At 53.9% G+C, this 20183-nt stretch carries 16 protein-coding genes and 6 tRNA genes; 6 read left to right on the top strand and 16 right to left on the bottom strand.

Features of this window, described 5'->3' with window-relative positions:
* Positions 1 to 55: 55 nt before the first annotated feature.
* The 11 genes from ACU6TU_RS05525 to ACU6TU_RS05475 form a co-directional block, all read right to left on the bottom strand.
* Positions 56 to 574: a YiiD C-terminal domain-containing protein gene (locus ACU6TU_RS05525; protein ID WP_447143566.1), complete on the bottom strand. Its 519-nt coding sequence runs from the start codon at positions 572 to 574 to the stop codon at positions 56 to 58.
* A gap of 3 nt (positions 575 to 577) precedes the next feature.
* On the bottom strand, positions 578 to 1138 hold the full coding sequence (locus tag ACU6TU_RS05520) for a nitroreductase family protein (RefSeq protein ID WP_447143565.1): 561 nt from the start codon (positions 1136 to 1138) through the stop codon (positions 578 to 580).
* Positions 1139 to 1185: 47 nt separating this feature from the next.
* Positions 1186 to 2019 (bottom strand): NADPH-dependent 7-cyano-7-deazaguanine reductase QueF, encoded by an 834-nt coding sequence (gene queF / locus ACU6TU_RS05515; RefSeq protein ID WP_447143564.1) that lies wholly within the window; start codon positions 2017 to 2019, stop codon positions 1186 to 1188.
* Entirely contained in the window at positions 2016 to 2789 is a 774-nt protein-coding gene (locus ACU6TU_RS05510) for an ABC transporter permease (RefSeq protein ID WP_447143563.1), read from the bottom strand. Before ACU6TU_RS05510 ends, queF begins: the two co-directional genes overlap by 4 nt.
* The gene (locus ACU6TU_RS05505; protein WP_447143562.1) at positions 2786 to 3790 is read right to left on the bottom strand and encodes an ABC transporter ATP-binding protein; all 1005 of its coding nucleotides are present in this window, start codon (positions 3788 to 3790) and stop codon (positions 2786 to 2788) included. Before ACU6TU_RS05505 ends, ACU6TU_RS05510 begins: the two co-directional genes overlap by 4 nt.
* 211 nt (positions 3791 to 4001) lie before the next feature.
* A tRNA-Gly gene (locus tag ACU6TU_RS05500) sits at positions 4002 to 4076 on the bottom strand.
* A gap of 21 nt (positions 4077 to 4097) precedes the next feature.
* Positions 4098 to 4173 (bottom strand) — tRNA-Glu (locus ACU6TU_RS05495).
* A gap of 26 nt (positions 4174 to 4199) precedes the next feature.
* Positions 4200 to 4274, bottom strand: a tRNA-Gly gene (locus ACU6TU_RS05490).
* Between the two features lie 53 nt (positions 4275 to 4327).
* Positions 4328 to 4403, bottom strand: a tRNA-Glu gene (locus tag ACU6TU_RS05485).
* 22 nt (positions 4404 to 4425) lie between these two features.
* Positions 4426 to 4500: transfer RNA gene (locus tag ACU6TU_RS05480), tRNA-Gly, on the bottom strand.
* Between the two features lie 31 nt (positions 4501 to 4531).
* Positions 4532 to 4607 (bottom strand) — tRNA-Glu (locus tag ACU6TU_RS05475).
* Between the two features lie 173 nt (positions 4608 to 4780).
* Here ACU6TU_RS05475 and msrB point away from each other — a divergent pair.
* From msrB to htpX, 4 genes are all read left to right on the top strand, one after another.
* Positions 4781 to 5179 (top strand): peptide-methionine (R)-S-oxide reductase MsrB, encoded by a 399-nt coding sequence (gene msrB, locus ACU6TU_RS05470; RefSeq protein WP_447143561.1) that lies wholly within the window; start codon positions 4781 to 4783, stop codon positions 5177 to 5179.
* Positions 5180 to 5379: 200 nt separating this feature from the next.
* Positions 5380 to 6348 carry a ribosome biogenesis GTPase YlqF gene (gene ylqF, locus ACU6TU_RS05465; RefSeq protein ID WP_447143560.1) on the top strand — a complete coding sequence of 323 codons (969 nt, stop codon included), beginning with the start codon at positions 5380 to 5382 and terminating at the stop codon, positions 6346 to 6348.
* Positions 6349 to 6410: 62 nt separating this feature from the next.
* Positions 6411 to 7658 (top strand): pyridoxal phosphate-dependent aminotransferase, encoded by a 1248-nt coding sequence (locus ACU6TU_RS05460; protein ID WP_447143559.1) that lies wholly within the window; start codon positions 6411 to 6413, stop codon positions 7656 to 7658.
* A 266-nt stretch (positions 7659 to 7924) separates the two neighbouring features.
* Positions 7925 to 8833 carry a protease HtpX gene (gene htpX / locus ACU6TU_RS05455; RefSeq protein WP_447143558.1) on the top strand — a complete coding sequence of 303 codons (909 nt, stop codon included), beginning with the start codon at positions 7925 to 7927 and terminating at the stop codon, positions 8831 to 8833.
* A gap of 60 nt (positions 8834 to 8893) precedes the next feature.
* Here the strand turns inward: htpX and pdxB are convergent, their stop codons facing one another.
* Positions 8894 to 10057 carry a 4-phosphoerythronate dehydrogenase PdxB gene (gene pdxB, locus ACU6TU_RS05450; RefSeq protein WP_447143557.1) on the bottom strand — a complete coding sequence of 388 codons (1164 nt, stop codon included), beginning with the start codon at positions 10055 to 10057 and terminating at the stop codon, positions 8894 to 8896.
* A gap of 97 nt (positions 10058 to 10154) precedes the next feature.
* Here pdxB and ACU6TU_RS05445 point away from each other — a divergent pair, with 97 nt between their 5' ends.
* On the top strand, positions 10155 to 10436 hold the full coding sequence (locus tag ACU6TU_RS05445) for a hypothetical protein (protein WP_447143556.1): 282 nt from the start codon (positions 10155 to 10157) through the stop codon (positions 10434 to 10436).
* Positions 10437 to 10445: 9 nt separating this feature from the next.
* On the opposite strand, the gene ACU6TU_RS05440 is transcribed toward ACU6TU_RS05445, so the two are convergent.
* Together ACU6TU_RS05440 and rlmKL are read right to left on the bottom strand one after the other, a co-directional pair.
* Positions 10446 to 10784: a glutaredoxin family protein gene (locus ACU6TU_RS05440; RefSeq protein ID WP_447143555.1), complete on the bottom strand. Its 339-nt coding sequence runs from the start codon at positions 10782 to 10784 to the stop codon at positions 10446 to 10448.
* A complete protein-coding gene (rlmKL, locus tag ACU6TU_RS05435) occupies positions 10781 to 13072 on the bottom strand; it encodes a bifunctional 23S rRNA (guanine(2069)-N(7))-methyltransferase RlmK/23S rRNA (guanine(2445)-N(2))-methyltransferase RlmL (RefSeq protein WP_447143554.1) in 2292 nt (763 codons plus the stop codon). The genes ACU6TU_RS05440 and rlmKL overlap by 4 nt, the downstream gene beginning before the upstream one ends.
* 539 nt (positions 13073 to 13611) lie before the next feature.
* On the opposite strand from rlmKL, the gene rmf reads away from it, so the two are divergent.
* The gene (gene rmf, locus ACU6TU_RS05430; RefSeq protein WP_447143553.1) at positions 13612 to 13821 is read left to right on the top strand and encodes a ribosome modulation factor; all 210 of its coding nucleotides are present in this window, start codon (positions 13612 to 13614) and stop codon (positions 13819 to 13821) included.
* Positions 13822 to 13926: 105 nt separating this feature from the next.
* Here rmf and ACU6TU_RS05425 read toward each other — a convergent pair whose 3' ends face one another.
* Together ACU6TU_RS05425 and ACU6TU_RS05420 are read right to left on the bottom strand one after the other, a co-directional pair.
* Complete coding sequence (locus ACU6TU_RS05425) at positions 13927 to 14961, bottom strand: quinone-dependent dihydroorotate dehydrogenase (protein ID WP_447143552.1); 1035 nt, start codon at positions 14959 to 14961, stop codon at positions 13927 to 13929.
* Positions 14962 to 15178: 217 nt separating this feature from the next.
* Positions 15179 to 20002, bottom strand: a complete 4824-nt coding sequence (locus ACU6TU_RS05420) for an NAD-glutamate dehydrogenase (protein WP_447143551.1) — start codon at positions 20000 to 20002, stop codon at positions 15179 to 15181.
* Between the last annotated feature and the right edge of the window lie 181 nt (positions 20003 to 20183).

Below are 20183 nucleotides of genomic sequence, written 5' to 3'. Positions count from 1 at the left end.
GCATATACTATGCTTTTAGCTGTGAAATTGCAAACCTTTTTCATTTTGGACTTTTTCATTTTGGAGATAGGGGCAATACTGCATAGCGCCCACTGGCTTCCATGCAGAGCAGATCATCACAGTAGAGCTGGTGCTTGAGTGCAATGCTGCCTTTGCCGCGTGCTTGCAGCTTGGCCGCCAGCGTTTCTGTACCCTCGGGATCTTCAGACGTACAGATCATACGGTAGTCCCCTGTTACCGGGGCCATAAAACGCTGGCTGGCTTCTGCCACCACGACATCCTGCTGAATGCCCTGCTGGCGCAGCCACAACGTTACCCAACACCAGCCCTGTAATGTGGTTTGTGCGGCAAGCGCCCCGCCGAAGCCAGTGCCTTTATCGTTAAGGCTTGAGGCAAGCGCCAGCTGCCAGCTCAGCACACCACGCGCTAGATCCATCTGCCGAATCCCCAGTTCACTCACCATGGGGATGGCGGCTTCCAGCCATTGCTGAAAAGCCACGAGATCGTCTTCACCGTTTTTCGGCAAAGGCAGACGTGGGTAAGGAATGCCGGGCTGGCGCTGGGAGTCGGCCATCATTTAATCCCAATGCTCGACAAAATCACTGAGGCGGTGCGTCGGCAAGGGTTTGTGACGCCCTCCCAGGGTACCCAGATAGATAAAGGCAACGACCTTATCTTCTTCCCCCAGGTTGAGCCCCTTACGCACGACAGGATCAAACGCATATTTGCCACTACGCCACATCGCACCATAACCCAGTGCGTGAGCTGCCAGCAGAATGCCATGTGCGGCGCAGCCCGCTGATATCACCTGTTCGGCTTTAGGCACTTTGGGATTATCGGGTGTTACCTTAGCAATAACGGCAATAATCATCGGGGCGCGAAGAGGCTTCTTGCGTGCGGCATTAAGGCTGGCATCGTCGGCACCGGGGTCTTCCTGAAAATCCGCTTCGGCAAACAGTTCGCCAAGACGCTGAAGGCCTTCACCTGTAAATTCAATAAAACGCCAGGGGCGTAGTTCTTTGTGATCAGGGGCGCGTAACGCCGCCTGGTAGATGCTTTCCATCTCTTCCGGGGATGGCGCCGGGGCCATCAATTTACCCATGGAACTGCGTTGATGCAGAAGCGTCAGTGCGTCCATCAATGGCTCCTCATTCTTAAATAACTGACATGAATTAACGGCTAGAACTATTGTCGAGCCAACCGAAGTGGGCTAGGTGGTGACATACCTGGCGTTGCACGCCAAGGGCTGATATCAAGACCGCCACGACGCACATAGCGTGCCAGCACCAGTAATTCTTCAGGCGCGGCGATGCGCATCAGGTCCATAAAGATATGCTCAACACAGTGCTCGTGAAAATCCTGATGCTGACGGTAGCCAATAACGTAGCGCAACAACCCTTCCCGCTCAACTTTGCGGCCTTTATAGCGAATCAATACGCTCCCCCAATCCGGCTGGCCTGTTACCGGGCAGTTGGACTTGAGCAGGTGGGAGTAAAGTGTTTCCTCAACCCATTCATCACCGACACTAAGATGGTTCGCTGACGGCGTATAATCAGCCACTTCAATGTCCAGTTCATCCAGGCATTCTCCCGGCAACGGTCTGGGCATCAAGGCATCACTATCAACGTCAAGAAGCTCAACGTTAACAGTGGCGCCAGCCACTCTGGAGAGGTCATGCGTCAGATACTCAATGACCTCTTCAAGGCTGGCAAAACGCGTCTGGTTAAAACTGTTGAGGTACAGCTTCCATGATTTGGATTCAATCAGGTGCGAAGAATCCGCGGGCAGTGTAAAGCGCGCGACGGCCACCATGGGTTTACCACGTTGATTCAGCCAGCTCATTTCGAAGGCATGCCATTCATCAGCACCAATGAAGGGCAATGCATCCTCGTAAATCCCCAACGGTGCGCGATTGGCCGCACGGGCGATGGGATACAGAAGCGAGGCGTCGTATTGCTCTGGATAGCTGGATTCCTGCCCCAAAGGAGCATTGGCCAGGGTCTCAGGACGATGGGTCATGCGCGAATTCCTTTACCACGTTCCAGCATTTTCAGCGCTACTACAAACAGTACGATAATAAAGCCAAAGATAGCTGTCAGCGCCCAGCCAACGGGGATATCCGAAACGCCCAGGAACCCGTAACGAAACACATTGACCATATAGAGAATCGGATTAAGCATGGAAACGCCCTGCCAGAAGTCCGGCAGCAGAGAAATCGAGTAAAACACGCCACCCAGGTAGGTCAGCGGCGTGAGGATAAAGGTCGGTACAATCGAAATATCATCAAACTTGTTAGCCAGCAAGGCGTTGATAAAGCCACCAATTGAGAACAACGCTGACGTCAGTACCACGACCAGCACTGTCAGCAAGGGATGTTCCATACTCAGTCGGGTAAAAAACAGGGAGACTACTGTCACAATCACCCCGACCCCGAGACCACGCGCCATACCGCCAAAGATATAGCCCGTCAGAATGACCCAGCTAGGCATCGGCGACACCATCATCTCTTCAACCGAACGCTGGAATTTGTTGGAGAAGAAACTTGAGGCCACATTGGAATAGCTGTTGGTGATCACCGCCATCATAATCAGCCCTGGCACGATGAAGTCCATGTAGCTGAACCCATCCATCGCCCCAATACGCGAACCAATCAGGTTACCGAAGATGATGAAATACATGGTCATGGTAATGGATGGCGGCAGCAGCGTTTGTGGCCAGATCCGGGTAAAACGTTTGATTTCCTTGAGCACAACAGTCCAAAGCGCAACAAGCGTTTGCATGGCATTCATGCGCGGGCCTCCTGATTGCCTTTTTGCTGGCGACGCTGCGGGTTGCCATCTTGAGCCGTTTTGTCCTGATCGATGGCGTGATTCCCCGCTTCCACCATCGAGACAAACATTTCTTCAAGCCGGTTGGCCCGGTTACGCATGGAAACCACTTTGATTCCCTGCTGGCTCAATGCTTCGAACACATCATTAAGCTCTTGGCCACGATGAAACACCAACGCCAACTGGGTGGGCTCGATCAGACTCAGTTCGAACCCTTCTACCTCAGGTGCCTTTTCCAGCGGCTGGGTAATATCAAGCAGGAAGGTCTCGGTGTTAAGCTCAGTCAGCAACGCACGCACACTGGTATTGCGGATGATCTCGCCGTTATTGATGATGGCGATATTACGGCAGAGGCTTTCCGCCTCTTCCAGATAATGCGTAGTAAGAATAATGGTGGTGCCTTCATCGCGGTTGATGCGGCGCATGTATTCCCACATGCTGCGGCGCAACTCGATATCGACCCCGGCAGTGGGCTCATCAAGGATCAGCAACCTGGGACGATGCATCAAGGCACGGGCAATCATCAGACGACGTTTCATGCCGCCCGAAAGCATCCGCGCATTACCGTTTCGCTTATCCCAAAGACCAAGGTCAGTCAGTAGCTTTTCTGCACGCGGTAAAGCTTCTCGGCGTGTCATACCGTAGTAACCCGCCTGGGCCAGCACGATATCGATCACTTTTTCGAACTGGTTGAAGTTGAATTCTTGCGGCACGACACCGAGCTGGTATTTCGCTTTGGCAAAATCACGATCTGTATCGATGCCAAAAATGGAAATCTTGCCGCTGGTTTTCTGCACCAGCGAACACACTGCCCCTAGCGTGGTGGACTTGCCTGCACCATTGGGTCCGAGCAGCGCGAAGAAATCGCCCTGCTGCACATCGAGGTCAATCCCTTTCAACGCATGAAAGCCGTTAGCGTAGACTTTTGTCAGCCCACGAATCGACAATGCCGGTTCGGTCATATGCATCCCGTCAGCAATAAAGATAAAGAATTTATATTAGGGCAGATACGCCATTTTCAAGCCCTTTTCAGGACATGTCGTGCACGCAAAGACACACGAAACTGCCTGTTTAACGACATAAAAGCCGACAGACAAATGATTGGATAAAATTGAAAGAAGTAAAAAAAGAAAGGTAATAATGGAGAGAGATAATAATGGAGGAAGGTAATACTGGAGCGGGAAAGGAGATTCGAACTCCCGACCCTCGCCTTGGCAAGGCGATGCTCTACCACTGAGCTATTCCCGCTTGATGAACTGCTACAACTGATGGCGTCCCATAGGGGGTTCGAACCCCTGTTACCGCCGTGAAAGGGCGGTGTCCTAGGCCACTAGACGAATGGGACCTAATTAACACTAGAGCGGTTAATACTGGAGCGGGAAAGGAGATTCGAACTCCCGACCCTCGCCTTGGCAAGGCGATGCTCTACCACTGAGCTATTCCCGCATACTAACGCTATATTCCCACACAATGACACTGTAGAAACTGAACTTATCGGATGGCGTCCCATAGGGGGTTCGAACCCCTGTTACCGCCGTGAAAGGGCGGTGTCCTGGACCACTAGACGAATGGGACGTAATACTAGAGCGATTAACACTGGAGCGGGAAAGGAGATTCGAACTCCCGACCCTCGCCTTGGCAAGGCGATGCTCTACCACTGAGCTATTCCCGCAAACGCTTCCGATAAACCCTGGCAAAGTAAGTGGCGTCCCATAGGGGGTTCGAACCCCTGTTACCGCCGTGAAAGGGCGGTGTCCTGGACCACTAGACGAATGGGACGCTGCATTACCTCGTCGAGGTGGCGCGTATATTAATCAGCGGATGAATTTCTGTCAAGCCTCAATCTTGGCTGGCATCCGTCACGGTGATGCCCCATGCTGATAGCCAGGGCAAGCCCGCCTGCAGGCTAAACGCGTAAAGCTGCCCAATTCTCCCCTTTTAAGGAGGCTGCCATGACCAAACTGGAAAAATCCACTGAACAGTGGCGCGAACAACTTTCGCCTGAGCAGTACCGCGTTACGCGAGAAAAAGGCACCGAACCGCCCTTTAGCGGAGATTATGCCACTAATGATGCGCATGGTATTTACCACTGCGTATGCTGTAACGCTCCGTTATTTGAAAACGAACATAAATTTAATGCGGGATGCGGTTGGCCAAGCTTTGACCGCCCTTTTAGCTACAGCCGGGTTGAGGAGCACACCGACACCAGCCACGGCATGCAAAGAACCGAAGTGGTATGCGCCAAATGCGATGCGCACCTGGGCCATGTGTTTCCTGATGGTCCTGAACAAACCACTGGCCTGCGTTACTGCATTAATTCTGTCGCGCTGGAGTTTCACCCCGGCGAGTAAGCGACTAACTGCGAATTAATGTCTGTGAGCTAAGGTCTGTGAGTTAAGCTCTGTGAATCAAGGAAGAATAAAATAAGCCGCGCGCATCATATTTACGGCACCTTGTTTCACCGAAAAGAGGTGAGTGAATTGTTAATCCTGAAAAGCGGGCACCTTCTGCTAGAATGGTTGCCCGCTTTTTGTGCTTGCAGGAGAAACCCATGCTCGGCTGGTTCCCCGGTCATATGAATAAGGCGCGCCGCCAGATCAAGGAGGCGCTGCCAGAAATTGATGTTGTCATTGAGGTGCTGGACGCGCGCCTGCCCTACTCCAGTGCCAATCCGATGCTGGCAGAACTGACGCGCCACAAGCCGGTGCTGAAAATTCTTTCGCGAGCGGACCTTGCTGATCCCGAACGCACCCAGGAGTGGGTGGCCTTTTTCGATGCGCAACCTGACACCCGCGCCCTGGCAATCACCACCACAAATACCCGTGAGCTGAAAAGCATCCCCGGGCTTTGCCATAGCCTGGCAGGTGAAGTGCGCGCCGACCGCGATGTTCGCGTGATGGTAATGGGCATCCCTAATGTGGGCAAGTCAACCCTGATTAACGGCCTGGCGAAACGCAAAATTGCCAAAACGGGCAACGAGCCCGCGGTGACCAAACGCCAGCAGAAAGTCCGCATTGATGGCCGTGTCGCCCTGGTCGACACCCCAGGGGTACTTTGGCCAAAAATCGAAGATCAGGCCAGCGCTTATCGTCTGGCTGCCAGCGGTGCCATTCGTGATACGGCGATTGAATACACTGACGTTGGCATTGTGGCCAGTGCAGAGCTTGCCAAACGTTACCCACAGGCGCTGCGGGAACGCTATAAGCTGACATCACTTCCTGCTTATGAGGCGCTATCGACTCAGCACGACGTTGAAGCCGATGGCCCTGAGCGACCGGACTTCCTGGCGCTTGCCGGTTTCGATGGACACGCAATTCTGAAGCAGATTGCCAGCCGCCGCGGCGGTTTGAGACCCGGCGGCGCCGTCGACCTTCACCGCGGTGCAGAAGTTCTGCTTCACGAACTCCGGGACGGCAAACTTGGGCGTATCACACTGGAAACGCCTGCGGACATTCCCGCCCCGCCAGAAGAAGCCCCGACATCCGAGGAAAGCGCCCTTCACCCTGATACGGATGTCTAGAACAGGTTACCCATCATTTTCTGCCTCCCTGCTTGGGATGACGACGCTCACTGGAAGACAACATGACCACACTACAGTCCCCGGAAATCCCCACTCTGCGAAAATCCCATAAGCTCGCAAACGTCTGCTATGACATCCGCGGCCCTGTGCTTGACCATGCCAAGCGCCTGGAAGAGGAAGGTCAGCGCATTCTGAAGCTGAACATCGGCAACCCTGCCCCGTTTGGTTTTGAAGCCCCCGAGGAGATTCTTCAGGATGTCATGCGTAACCTGCCCACGGCTCAGGGGTACTGTGATTCCAAGGGGCTGTATTCCGCACGCAAGGCCGTCATGCAGGAGTGTCAGCGCAAGCAGATTCCCGGCGTTGGCATTGAGGACATCTACATCGGTAACGGGGTTTCCGAACTGATCGTGATGGCCATGCAGGCGCTGATCAATGATGGCGATGAAGTACTGATTCCTGCGCCGGATTACCCGCTGTGGACCGCTGCTGCCAACCTGTCAGGCGGTCGTGCCGTGCATTACCTGTGTGACGAGCAGGCAGACTGGGCACCCGCCATGGACGATATTCGCGCCAAGGTGACCAGCCACACTCGCGCTATCGTGCTGATCAACCCGAACAACCCGACAGGGGCCGTCTACCCGCCGGAAGTCGTTCGCGAGGTGCTCGCCATTGCCAGAGAGCATCACCTGGTGGTGTTTTCCGATGAGATCTACGACAAAATTCTCTACGATGGCGTCGAGCATACCGCCACTGGTGCCCTGGCTGAAGATGATCAGCTCGTCATTACCATGAACGGTTTGTCAAAAAGCTACCGTTGCGCGGGTTTCCGCTCTGGCTGGATGACGATCTCCGGCAACCTGGCCAAACAGCGTTCCAATGATTTTATCCAGGGGCTGACGATGCTGGCCTCGATGCGCCTATGCGCGAACGTGCCCGCACAGCACGCGATTCAGACAGCGCTGGGTGGCTATCAGTCGATCAATGATTTAATCCTGCCTGGCGGTCGCCTGCTGGCTCAACGGGATATTACATACGATAAGCTGAATGCCATTCCCGGCGTCAGCTGTGTCAAGCCCAAGGGCGCCCTCTACGCCTTTCCCAAACTCGATTCCAGCATTTTCAACATCCAGGATGATCAAAAAATGGTGCTTGATCTGCTATTGCAGGAGAAAATCCTGTTAGTGCAGGGGACAGCCTTTAACTGGCCAGACCCGGATCATGTGCGCATCGTTACGCTGCCCTGGGCGGATCAGCTGGGCGATGCCCTGGATCGTTTTGCTGACTTTTTATCTCGCTACCGTCAGTAGCCAAACCTGTTTATCAACACTTGACATCAACATCGGTTATCAACACACAGCACTAGGTACAAGAAATAATCAAATAAAGGCGGGGATTTGAAACCACCACCTCTCGCCTTTATCTAAGCAATGTCTGTTGTCACTTGTGTATTTTTTTGTATTGGCAGTTTTTTAACCAACCGTTTTGACTAGCTTTTTGTACTAGCTTTTTTGGATTGCCTGGATTGACTGTTTTGGATTGATTGCTTTGCACTGACTTATGGAGACCCCCGATTATGTTGCGAATCGTGTTGTTTTTGGCGACTAACCTGGCCATCGTACTGGTGGCCAGTCTGACGCTGCGTCTGTTTGGCGTGGAAGGTTATCTGCGTAGCCAGGGCATTAACTTCACCGGTCTACTGATCTTCTGTTTCATTTTCGGCATGGTGGGGTCACTTATCTCCCTGCTGATATCAAAATGGATGGCCAAAAGGTCGACAGGGACTGTCATTATCGAAACACCTTCTAACGCCACCGAAAAATGGCTGCTGGACACCGTTGCAGAGTTATCTCAGGAAGCCGGTATCAAAACGCCTGAAGTGGGAATTTTCCCAGCCCAACAGTCCAATGCCTTTGCTACGGGCTGGAAAAAAGATGATGCACTGGTGGCTGTTTCCGCCGGGCTACTCAACCGCATGAGCCCTGAAGAAGTCCGCGCGGTTCTGGCGCACGAGATCGGCCATGTCGCCAACGGCGATATGGTGACACTGGCGTTGATACAGGGGGTGGTGAACACCTTCGTGATGTTCTTTGCTCGCGTAGTTGCCCAGCTGATAGATGGTTTTCTGAAAAGCCGCAGTGGCGGCGAAGGCGGGCTGGGCTTTATGGGCTATTTTGCGGTAGTAATGGTCGCTGAAATTGTCTTTGGTATCGCGGCCTCCGCCATCGTGGCGTGGTTTTCACGCTATCGCGAATATCGGGCAGATGAAGCCGGTGCCCGTCTGGCCGGAACCGGCGCCATGGTGAGTGCGTTGGCCAGGCTGAAGTCTGAAACCCAGTTGCCTGACCAGATGCCCGATACATTGCGCGCCATGGCCATCACCAAAGGGCAAACCCGCTCGCTGATAGAACGCGTGTTTGCCAGCCACCCGCCTCTGGATGATCGCATTCGCGCCCTCCAGGAAGCTTCATATCGTAACAAGTAACGTCACCGCGGTGACCGCCTAGGCAAAAATGCCCACCCTGGATGGTGGGCGTTTTGTTGATTAAGCCTCCTCTGTTACCTGTGAACCAGCCACCCGGAACCCGGCTGCGCTCAGCATTGGCGCAAGCGTCACGGCACCTTCACGCAGCGTCACCTCTAGCGTGGCGAACTCCCGACGTAGCGGATAATCCGCACGGCAAAGATCAAAGGCTTTACCCGCACTGTGCTGGCGCATTTCCCGCTTTAAACGCTGATCATCACGGCGCGGGTCGTAAACCGCGCGGATACACAGTCGCAATGCCTCTTCTGTTGGCATGGCCTGCTGCAGGATCAGCCCACCAAGCGGCGGTAACGGGCAGATATCCTCCAGCGTCAGCGGGCTTTCGCGGCCCAGATGTTTGGCCAGGGCATGATGAATCATCAGGCTGCCGCGCAGTTTTCCATCCAGGCTGTAACCTGCCACGTGCGGCGTCGCCAAGGCAGCCATGCTGTGCAACTGAGGGTCAATCACCGGTTCCCCTTCCCATACATCAAGCACCGCTGTCAGGTCACCCTGCTCGCTCAGCCGCTTGCTCAGGGCTGTACTGTCCAGGCAATCGCCTCGCCCCGCATTCAACACCAGGGTGCCGGGTTGAAGGATGGCCATTCGTTCAGCATTTAGCAGATGATGGGTTGCGTGCTGGCCTTCAGTCACCAGGGGCGTATGCAGGCAAAGAACATCACAGTGGCGAAGCAGCGTTTCCAGTGGTTCAACGTCCAGCCCCGCTTCCCGCTCGGCCCTCGGCGGGTCGCATGCCAGCGTAGCCACGCCCAGCGCCTTAAGACGTGCCAGCAGACGGCTACCGACGTTACCCAGCCCCACCACGCCAACACGGCGTTCTCTCAACGCCCAACCCTGGTTCTCGGCCTCGTTGAGCAAACTTGCCAGCACATAGTCAACAACGGCATGAGCGTTACAGCCTGGCGCACTGGCAAAGTGGATATGCCGACGCGCCAGGTAAGCCGTATCTACATGGTCGGTACCGATCGTACACGTGCCTACAAATCGAACGTTGCTGCCTTCCAGCAAGGCCTCATTGACCTGAGTCACCGAGCGCACAATCAGAGCGTCGGCATCGCGCACATGATGGGCCTGAATGTCACGGCCCGGAAGACGTATCACCTCGCCAAATTCTGCAAAACAGACATCGCTGGCAGGGATATTGGCATCAACGACAAGTTTCATAGCGTTTTTCATCTTGAGCTTTACAATGGGTGGCTTGCTGCTTGATCGGCAATAAAACGCGCCGGCAGGTGGAACAGAACAAACAAGAGGGCAAGGTGTGATCGTACGCTGGGAAACCGACCATGACTATGTGCTGGTGCACATTCATCAGGATATGTTTGGCGACTGGATTTTCAGTCGCGCCTGGGGGCAGATTGGCACCCAGTTCGGCGGGCTGAAGCACCAGCTGGCAGATACCCGCGAACAGGCCAGAATGTGGCTCGATGATGAAAGCACCATTCAGGCCTCCCGCGGTTTCCATAAGGTATTGGATGTTACCGATGACTCCCCGGAGGGTCAGGCAGCCATGCGTCAGCTTTCACTGCTGGATGCTATCTAAGGTTTTCCCTTAAACCAGATAGCGGCGGCCATCGCGCAGATAGGCAGGCTTCGCCGGTTCAGGTTCCGGCGGGTCGGCCATAAGCGCTGCCAACGCCGCCTGATCCAGCCAACCCCGCGCGTCAAGCCAGGCGGCCAGCCGCCGGGCATCAAACCCCCGGTCCAGCTCTGCGCCCTTCTCATCGGCCAGCACAGGTATACGCTGCGCATAACGCGCCATCAAGTTGTCATCCTCGCTGATCTCGATCGGCGTCAACGTAACCGGCTGATTAGCCAGCTGACGCACCAGCGCATGGAGCTGGTCACACAGATGACAACCTTGCGTGGTGTAGAGCCGTAGTTGAATCACGCAGCCTCCCTATGACGCAGTACAAAGACATGATGCAGATTACTGCGGCGCTGAAAATCAGGATCAAAGGTCTGCGCTGAAATATCTTCCACCACGAATTCTTCCCGCAGGGTGTCATCCAGCACAAAGCGACGCTGATTATTGGAAAATACCAGGGCACCTTGAGGCATCAGGCGTGCCATGGCCAAACGCACCAATTGCGGGTGATCCCGCTGGATATCCAGGGTATCACGCATTTTTTTCGAGTTGGAAAACGTCGGTGGATCCATGAAAATCAGGTCAAACTGAGTACCCGCTGTTTCCAGCCATTTGAAACAGTCATCACGCATCACACGGTGACGGCTGGGATCGAGTCCATTAAGAGCAAAGTTATCCTGCGCCCACGCCAGATACGTGTTCGACATATCCACGCTGACGCTATCACTGGCACCGCCAAGCGCGGCATGCACCGTGGCTGACGCGGTGTAGCAGAACAGGTTCAGAAAGCGCTTACCCTCGGCCATTTCGCCCAGCAGACGCCGCACAGGGCGGTGATCCAGAAACAGTCCGGTATCCAGATAATCCCGTAAGTTCACCCAAAGGCGCGCCTCACCTTCGCACACTTCAAAGCGCTCCCCGCTTGCATCGCGCTTTTGATATTGCGCCTTGCCAGCCTGGCGTTCACGCTGTTTGACGTAAATTCGACTGGCGTCCACGTCCAACGCTCGCGGCAGGATTTCCAACGCATCAAACAGGCGTTTCTGGGCCTGCGAAGCATTGACGGAACGCGGTGGCATGTATTCTTGGACGTGGATACGGTCGCCATAGATATCAATTGCCAGAGCAAACTCCGGCATATCCGCATCATATAAGCGATAACAGCTTTCACCGCTTTGCTTAAGCCATTTTTTCAGGCGCTTCTGATTCTTTTTAAGCCGGTTGGCGAACATCTGAGCATTGTCAGATAGCGTGCGCTCTGAAGGCACGCTGACAGCACCATTGACAGGTGTATGCTCGCCTTCATGCATTGAATGTTCGCGAACCTGGGCACTTTGCGGCGCCCCAGTAGGTTCTTCCGTAAACTCTCCAGCCGGTTCTCCTTTATGCTCTCGATTATCGGTGACAGTTCCGATATCCATGATCAGGAGCTTGGTATCCAGAGGGCCGTTTTTCATGGCGTACTGTTTATGAGCACGCATCCCCAAACGGTGGCCAAGATCCGGGTTGCCGGTAAACACGGCCAGTGTCCAGCCAGGAAAAAGGCTTTTAGTTTTTTCGCCGAGGGTGGCATAAAGACCGACCAGTTCGGGCAATTCGCCCAACCGCTCGCCATACGGCGGGTTGGTAATCAAAAGACCCGATGTTGCGGTGAGGGTTTCAGGGCGCTCCAGCTGGGCCATGCCTTGCCCGTGAAACGTAATCAGAGCAGGTATACCCGCCCGCATGGCGTTGGCTTTGGCGGCTGACAAGGCGGCCGGACTCTGATCGAAGCCAAACAGCGCGTTCTTGCAGCGCTTACGCCCGATACTGGCACGTGCCTGCGCTTCACGCTGCAACTCCTGCCAGACGTCTTGATCATGACGCGCCCAGCCATGCAGCCCAAATCGCTTTCGATTCAGGTTTGGCGCCTGGTCGGCGGCAATCAGGGCAGCCTCGATCAACAGAGTGCCTGCGCCGCACAAGGGGTCAATCAGCGGCTCACCTGCCTTGGCGCGCGCCAGCCATCCCGCACGCACCAGCAACGCAGCGGCGAGGTTTTCCTTAAGTGGCGCATGCCCTACATCAAGACGGTACCCACGCCGGTGTAAACTCTCACCGGACAGATCAATGCCTAACGTCAGATTATTGCGGTGCAGGTTGGCATAAAGGCGAATATCAGGCAATTTGGTGTCAACCTGCGGCCGACTGGCACCGGCCAGAGCCAGCGCGTCTACCACACCATCTTTGACCGTCTGAGCGCCGAACCGGGTATGGCGAATATGGTCACTGCGCCCGTGAAAATCCACGGCCAGGGTTTTACCTGATGCGATATGCTCAGCCCAGGGCACGACTGTCACCGCTGATAGTAATTGCGCTGCGGTATCCACCATCGGCGTTCGTGCGAGCACCAGAATGACGCGGTTTGCCAGTCGTGACCACAGGCATAGTCGATAGGCTGTGGCAAGGCTGGCACGCACATAAATACCCGCAACCGTCGTTTTTCCAGGCGTGGCTCCCAGCTGGATCAGTTCTTCCTCGAGCAACTGCTCGATCCCCTTTGGGCAGGTGACCAACAGTTCCAGCTCATCGGTGTGGTGTTGCTCTGTCATAGTCGCTCAATCATCGTAGCAGTCGTCTTAAAGGGTGATCACGGCGGTGTGTCTACCGCGATATTACTATTTATGGCAAATTCGTGTAGTTCTTATGACAATTTAATGGTCGACAAAGACCACCATCATGGTCTAACAATAAAAGGGTAGCTACTTTATAACGCATGCGTTTCCTGTCGTGGGGGTTGAACATAAGCTTTATCCTGTTTGAGACCCATGACATGCAGAGGGCTTTGAAAAGTAAATTTTATTGACTGCAGATTTTTTCTGGACATTTTTTGTTCAACAATTCTAACGGTGGCGTTATGCGAAAAACCTTGTTCGCCACATGCAGTCAGGTCGTTTTGCAACTTGGCAATACTTGCTTGAAGCGAGATCTGCCTGACAGAGATGCACTGCGACAGAGTGGTATGTTGCCCTGTTCAGCACGTGAGTGCCTGACTTAACCAGCAACAACGTCATTCACTTTTCAGGCCAGCTCACGAAATAGTATTTTTTTGCTATTTCTTATCAAAGGCTTTCATTAAAGAGGTTAGCCAATGAAACGACAAAAACGTGATCGCTTTCAACGGGCTTATGTTCACGGCTATAAGGCAGGCGTAACGGGTCGCTCCCGCGACGATTGCCCCAGTCAAGATATCAATTTACGTGAATATTGGATGAGTGGCTGGCGTGAAGGACGCGGCGACCAATGGAGTGGATTGACGGGGGTTTCCGGCATTCACAAAAATCCCATGGTGATGGCCTGATCCACAGTTAAAGTGAGTCTATCACTTTGGTGTCTGAAGCCTGCTTTTACGGCAGGCTTTTTGTTGCCTGGTGAATAGTCGTCTGGCGAATTGTCGTCTAGTGAGTTATCTGGACGTGTTATCCGCATCGCTCGCCAACGCACGTGCACAGGTACTGATTAACCCAGGCCCCTGATAGATAAGCCCTGAATAAAGCTGCACCAGATCAGCCCCCGCCACCAGTTTCTGCCGAGCCGCATCACCACTGTCGATGCCACCTACGCCAATAATCGGCAACCTAGGCAAATGCTGACGCAGTAAGCGAATCACCCTGTTCGATGCCTCAAATACCGGTTTTCCAGATAAACCGCCAGCTTCCTGTGATTGTGGATCTCCTTCCACCGCCTTGCGGTCAATTGTCGTATTCGTCGCAATCACCCCATCAAAGCCATTACGTTCAATGCTCTGGGCGACTAGCGCCACTTCGTCTTCCTGCATATCCGGGGCAATTTTGACTAACAAAGGCACACAGCGACCTTCACTGGCAACATCCAGCTCCGTCGCACGCGCTCTGATCGGCCCCAGCAAAGCATCCAGCTGTTCACCAAACTGCAGGGTTCGCAAGCCTGGCGTATTGGGCGAAGAAATATTCACTGTGATGTAATCCGCCACCTCATGCACCGCTTCAAGGCACGTCAGGTAATCCGATAAAGCCTCTTCTACCGACGTCGTGAGATTTTTGCCGATATTGATGCCGATAATGCCGTCAAAACGACGTTTCCTGACCTGCCTGACCAGATGGGCTACCCCTTTATTGTTGAACCCGAAGCGATTGATGATGGCGTCGTGCGCCGCCAGACGAAAAAGGCGCGGCTTGGGGTTGCCTGGCTGCGGCTTTGGCGTCACGGTGCCAACTTCAATGAAACCAAACCCCAGCGCCCCTAAGGCATTCAGGTGATCAGCATTTTTATCAAGACCGGCCGCCAGCCCAACACGATTAGGAAAACGCAGTCCCATCAACTCAACCGGGTCGTCAACGCGCGGCCCAGCAAGTCGCTGCGCAGCGCCTACGCGGTCTAATGCATCCAGCATGCCCATGGCCAGCGTATGAGACGTTTCAGGGTCGAGGCGAAAGAACAAAGGGCGAATAGCGCGGTACATGGTTTTTCCAGGTTCAGTTCTGTCAGGGTCAGTTCTTTCAGACATGATTGCTTGGGGCACGGTTTTTTTAAGGCAAACAGCAAGCGGGCAATATTATAGCGTAAAGTCAACGCAAGAGACACGAAATGGCGTCATGGCACAGCGCTGATAAAAAACGCCGTGCCCGGCTAGCCGGACACGGCGTTATAACCGCTTGATCGTTTATTGGAGAAGCGGTTTAAGTCTCACTGTCACTCTCGGCAAGATCAACCAGTTCACGTACCGCTACCGCAAACAGGGCAAAGCCGCTTTCACTACCACTGCGTACTTCCTCAATCAGACGGCACCAGCGGCGGTGCAGCTCCGCGTGCTGATCGAGCCACTGCGATACACGCTCGTCAACGTCGTGAGCACCCGTTTCAAGCTTCAGCACACTGGTTGTCAGTGCCAGTTGCTGACGATCAATATCGTCACGGAAGGTTTCGCGTGCCTGAGCCTGCCAGGTATCACGCACATCAAGCTGCGTTACCTTTTGAATCATCCAGGGGAGTTCCAGACGGCTACCCACTTCGTAAAACACCTCAGCAACGCGCTGGGGTTTTTCATTGGTAGTGCGTGCTGCCAGAATAATACCCAGCCCTGCATACAGGCTCGGCGCTGCGGCAACGCTGGAGGCCAACGACTCGGGAACCCCGGCTTCCAGCAGTTCTTCGCGGCGCTGCTGCCAGCTATCCAGCTCTTCACCACTGAGCAGCTCACCAATGCCTTCCTGAAGCTGGGCAAGGCGCGGACCAAAGTATTCCACCATATCCTGAGTGGAAAGCCCCATATGCTGGCGCAGGAACCAACGGGTCGCGCGTCGGATCATGCGCATCAGGTCCATCATCATGCCGTACTGCACATCGCTGGCAACGATGTTATCCAGGGCTTCGATTTCCGCCCACAGGCTGGATAAATTAAAGCTATCACGCGCAACGATATAAGCGCGGGTAATGTCGGCACGGCCCGCACCGGTGGAATCTATCAAGCGGCGCATAAAGACGACGCCCATATGATCCACCAGGTCATTGGCTACCTGGGTGGCAACAATTTCCCGCTTCAGGCGGTGCTCATACATCTCGGTGCGATAATTATCCACCAGCGGCTGCGGGAACAGGCGCTCAAGGTGACGATGGATATAGGGGTCGTCAGGCACATCAGAGACAATAAGGTCGCCTTTGAGTGTGCTTTTTGCATACGAGATCAAGACAGACATTTCTGGCAGGCTCACGCCTTGCCCACTACCGGCGCGCTCCTTCAATTCCTCATCATTGGGAAGGAACTCCAGTTCGCGATCAATCTGGCCCACTAGTTCAAGCTCGCTAATAAAACGGCGGTAGGGTCCAATCCCCTGCTGTGAAATCCGTGCTGACAGATCCAGCGCCTGGGTCTGACGGTAATTATCCAGAATCACCAGATCCGCGACTTCATCGGTCATCTCGGCAAGCAGCTGATTACGCTGTTTTTCGGTCATGTCACCACGTTTAACCACTTCATCAATCAGAATCTTGATGTTGACTTCGTGGTCTGAGCAGTTGACACCACCCGCGTTATCAATGAAATCCGTGTAGACAAGCACACCCTTGGCAGCGGCTTCCATCCGCCCACGCTGGGTCAAGCCGAGGTTACCGCCTTCACCCACCACGCGGCAATTAAGCTCGCCACCGTTAATGCGCAGCGCATCGTTGGCTTTGTCACCGACATCGGCATCCGTCTCCTCGGAGCTCTTCACGTAGGTGCCGATACCACCGCTCCATAACAGGTCTACCTTTGCCTTAAGAATGGCGCGAATCAGGTCATTAGGGGCCAGCTGCGACTCGCTGATTCCCAACACATTCTGCATCTGCGGCGTAATGGCAATCGATTTTGCATTCCGGCTGAAAATACCGCCACCTTCGGAAATCAATGATTTATCAAAGTCTTCCCAGCTGGAGCGCGGCATATCAAACAAACGCTGACGTTCAGTAAACGTCGAGGCGGCGTCAGGGGTCGGGTCAACAAAAATATGTAGATGGTTGAAAGCACCGACGAGTTGAATATGCTCGGAAAGCAGCATGCCGTTACCGAACACGTCACCCCCCATATCCCCTACGCCCACAACAGTGAAGTTTTCACGTTGGGTGTTCAGACCAAGGTTACGGAAATGACGCTCTACGGATTCCCAGGCACCGCGTGCAGTGATGCCCATTTTCTTGTGGTCGTAACCGTTGGCGCCCCCTGAGGCAAAAGCGTCGCCCAGCCAATGGCCGTATTCCAGCGAGATTTCATTGGCGATGTCGGAGAAGGTTGCCGTGCCTTTATCAGCGGCGACGACCAGGTAAGCATCATCATCATCGTGACGAACCACGTTTTCAGGCGGTACAACATCGCCGCCCACCAGATTATCTGTTACATCCAACAAGGCGCGAATAAAGGTTTTGTAGCAGGCAATTCCTTCTTTCTGCAGTGTCTCGCGATCGGCATTTTCAGGCATGCGCTTACAGACAAAGCCACCTTTTGCGCCCACCGGAACAATAACCGCGTTTTTCACCTGCTGCGCTTTGACCAGACCCAAAACCTCAGTACGGAAGTCTTCCCGGCGATCCGACCAGCGCAAGCCACCGCGGGCCACTTTACCGCCGCGCAGGTGAACCCCTTCCACTCTGGGTGAGCAGACGAAAATTTCATACGCCGGGCGCGGTTTGGGCATTCCCGTGACTTTGGACGGCTCAAGCTTGTAGGCGATGTAATCCTTGAAACGCCCCTTCTCATTCAGCTGATAGTAATTGGTACGCAGCGTCGCCTGAATCAGTTCAACAAAGCGGCGCATCAGCTGGTCATCGTTCAGGCTGGCCACCTGCTCAAGATGCTCATTGATTCTTGCAAGGCATGCAGAACCATCGCGATCTTCCGATTGCGGATCAAAACGCAGGCGGAAAAGCTCGACCAACTCAACGGTAATGTCGGGATAACTCGCCAACGTAGACGCAATATAGTTTTGCGACATTCCGAAACGAATCTGTTTCAGATAACGCGAATAGCCACGCAGCATGGCAACTTCACGCCAGTCCAGGTTGGCACCAATAATCAAGCGGTTAAAGACATCATTATCCGCTTCACCAGCCCAGATGTGCTTGAATGCTTCTATAAACGACTCACGCATCTCACTCAAGCTGACGTCAGCGCCGCTGTGTTCCAGCTCGAAATCGTGAATCCAGTAATTTTCATTGGGAGCATGAATTTCGTATGGGCGCTCACCGATAACGCGCAGCCCCAGGTTTTCCATCATGGGCAGCACATCGGAAAGCGGAATCTGCGATTCTCGATGGAAAAGCTTCAGATTGACGCCCCCGGCCTGCTCTTCCAACGGCCGATAAAGCGATAGTGCCAGATCATCGCCGTTATCCAGCGCCAGCAGATGCTGCACATCAAAGACACCCGTGCGCGCACTGAAATCTTCCCGGTAACTGGCAGAGAATGCGCTGCTGAAACGCTCCATCAGATGGTTGGCTTTTTCCTCGCCAAAGCCCTCCACCATGGCGGATTGCAACTCGTCTTTCCAGCTGCGCGCCAGCTGCGAGACTTTCTTTTCCAGCCGTTTGAGATCAAACGCGCTGGGCTTGTCGCCATTGAAACGCAGAATCAGCTGAATACGCGCCAGTACGGATTCGGAAAGATAAGTGTTGAAGTCCCCAAAGTGGGCATCCATTTCTTCGCACAGCAGGCTTTGAATGCGCTGGCGCAAATCGGTGGAGAACACATCGCGCGGCACAAACACCATGCACGAATAAAACTTGCCGCTGACATCCGCACGCACGAACAGACGTACCTGGCGGCGCTCCCGAATACTGAGAATTCCCAGTGCCGTGCCAGCCAGAGATTCTGTCGGCGTCTGGAACAGATCATCACGTGGATAAACTTCCAGCACCTGCAAAAGCTGTTTTCCGTTATGGCCTTGCGGATTGAAGCCCGCGATATCCATGACCGCTTTAAGCTTGCGGCGTAACAACGGAATATTACGTGGCGACTCATTGTAAACGGTTGCGGTAAACAGGCCGAAGAAGCGGCGTTCACCAGTGACATTACCATCATCGTCATAACGGTCGACGGCAATGTAGTCAGGATAGGTGGGGCGATGCACACGAGAATGATGTGCACTCTTGGCAAACGACAACAACTGGGGTACGAGGACGTAGTTGTTATTCTCGTCAACCCCCTGCTCAGTACGAATACGTTCGCAGTAACACGGGTTATTCAAACGGAAAACACCCATAACACTGTCGTTGTCACGGACCAGTTCCCCATCCTGAAGCGTGTACTCGTCATACCCCAGAAAAGTGAAATTGTCTTTTAATAGCCATTCAAGAAATGCAATGGCTTCTTCGTGGTCATCTGGGTCAATCTGCGGCGGGCAGACCTTTTCGAGCTCTTGAATAGCGTCACGAGTTCTCGCGCACATGGCGTCGTAGTCACTGACTGCGGTTCGCACATCACGCAGAATGTCCTGCAGGTTCCGCTCGATTGTCGCCAACGCCTCTCGATCTGAGTGACGATCCACTTCGATGACGATCAGCGATTCACGATCGGCCGGCGCATTCTCATCCCCCGGCGAGGCCAGTTTTTTAAGCTGATGCTGCGCATCTCGCCCAACGGCGAATACGGCATTTTGGATGGCATGAACGGTCAATCCATGGCGATTTAACTCCATGCGTACCGAATCAACCAGAAAAGGCATGTCAACATGCAGCACTGCAACAAACGTATGCGTGGACTGCCAGCCATGCTCCTCAAAATCCGGGTTGAATACCGCTACCTTAGGGCTTTCAGGCTCGTGGTGTTGCAGAAACTGCCAGATAGATAAGGTTGCGCCGTACAGATCATCCAGATGCCGATCAATGAGATCCTCGACAGGCACAGTGGCATAGAACTGGCGTGCAAAAGCATCAACCGCGGCCGCTCTGGTGGGTTCCAGGCGCGATTCCAGTCGTTCCTTTAACTGTTTAAGAAGATCCTGACGACTCTCTTCAATCGCAATATAATGCATTCATCACCTCGACTGCCAAGGCCGTTATCGGCCAAAACGAAGATCGTTAGCTGTTAAGCCACTGAAGTTACAAGCTTACTCGACCTATCAGGACAACCCCAGCCAACTAGCGTATTGCTCATAACGCATGCCAATTGTGCATTGTTATTCATGCGCTAAACGAATCAAGCATCAGAAACAA

This window comes from Halomonas sp. LS-001 (assembly GCF_052983955.1).
The sequence above is the reverse complement of the archived record's forward strand: the minus strand, read 5'-3'. Positions and strand labels throughout refer to the sequence as shown.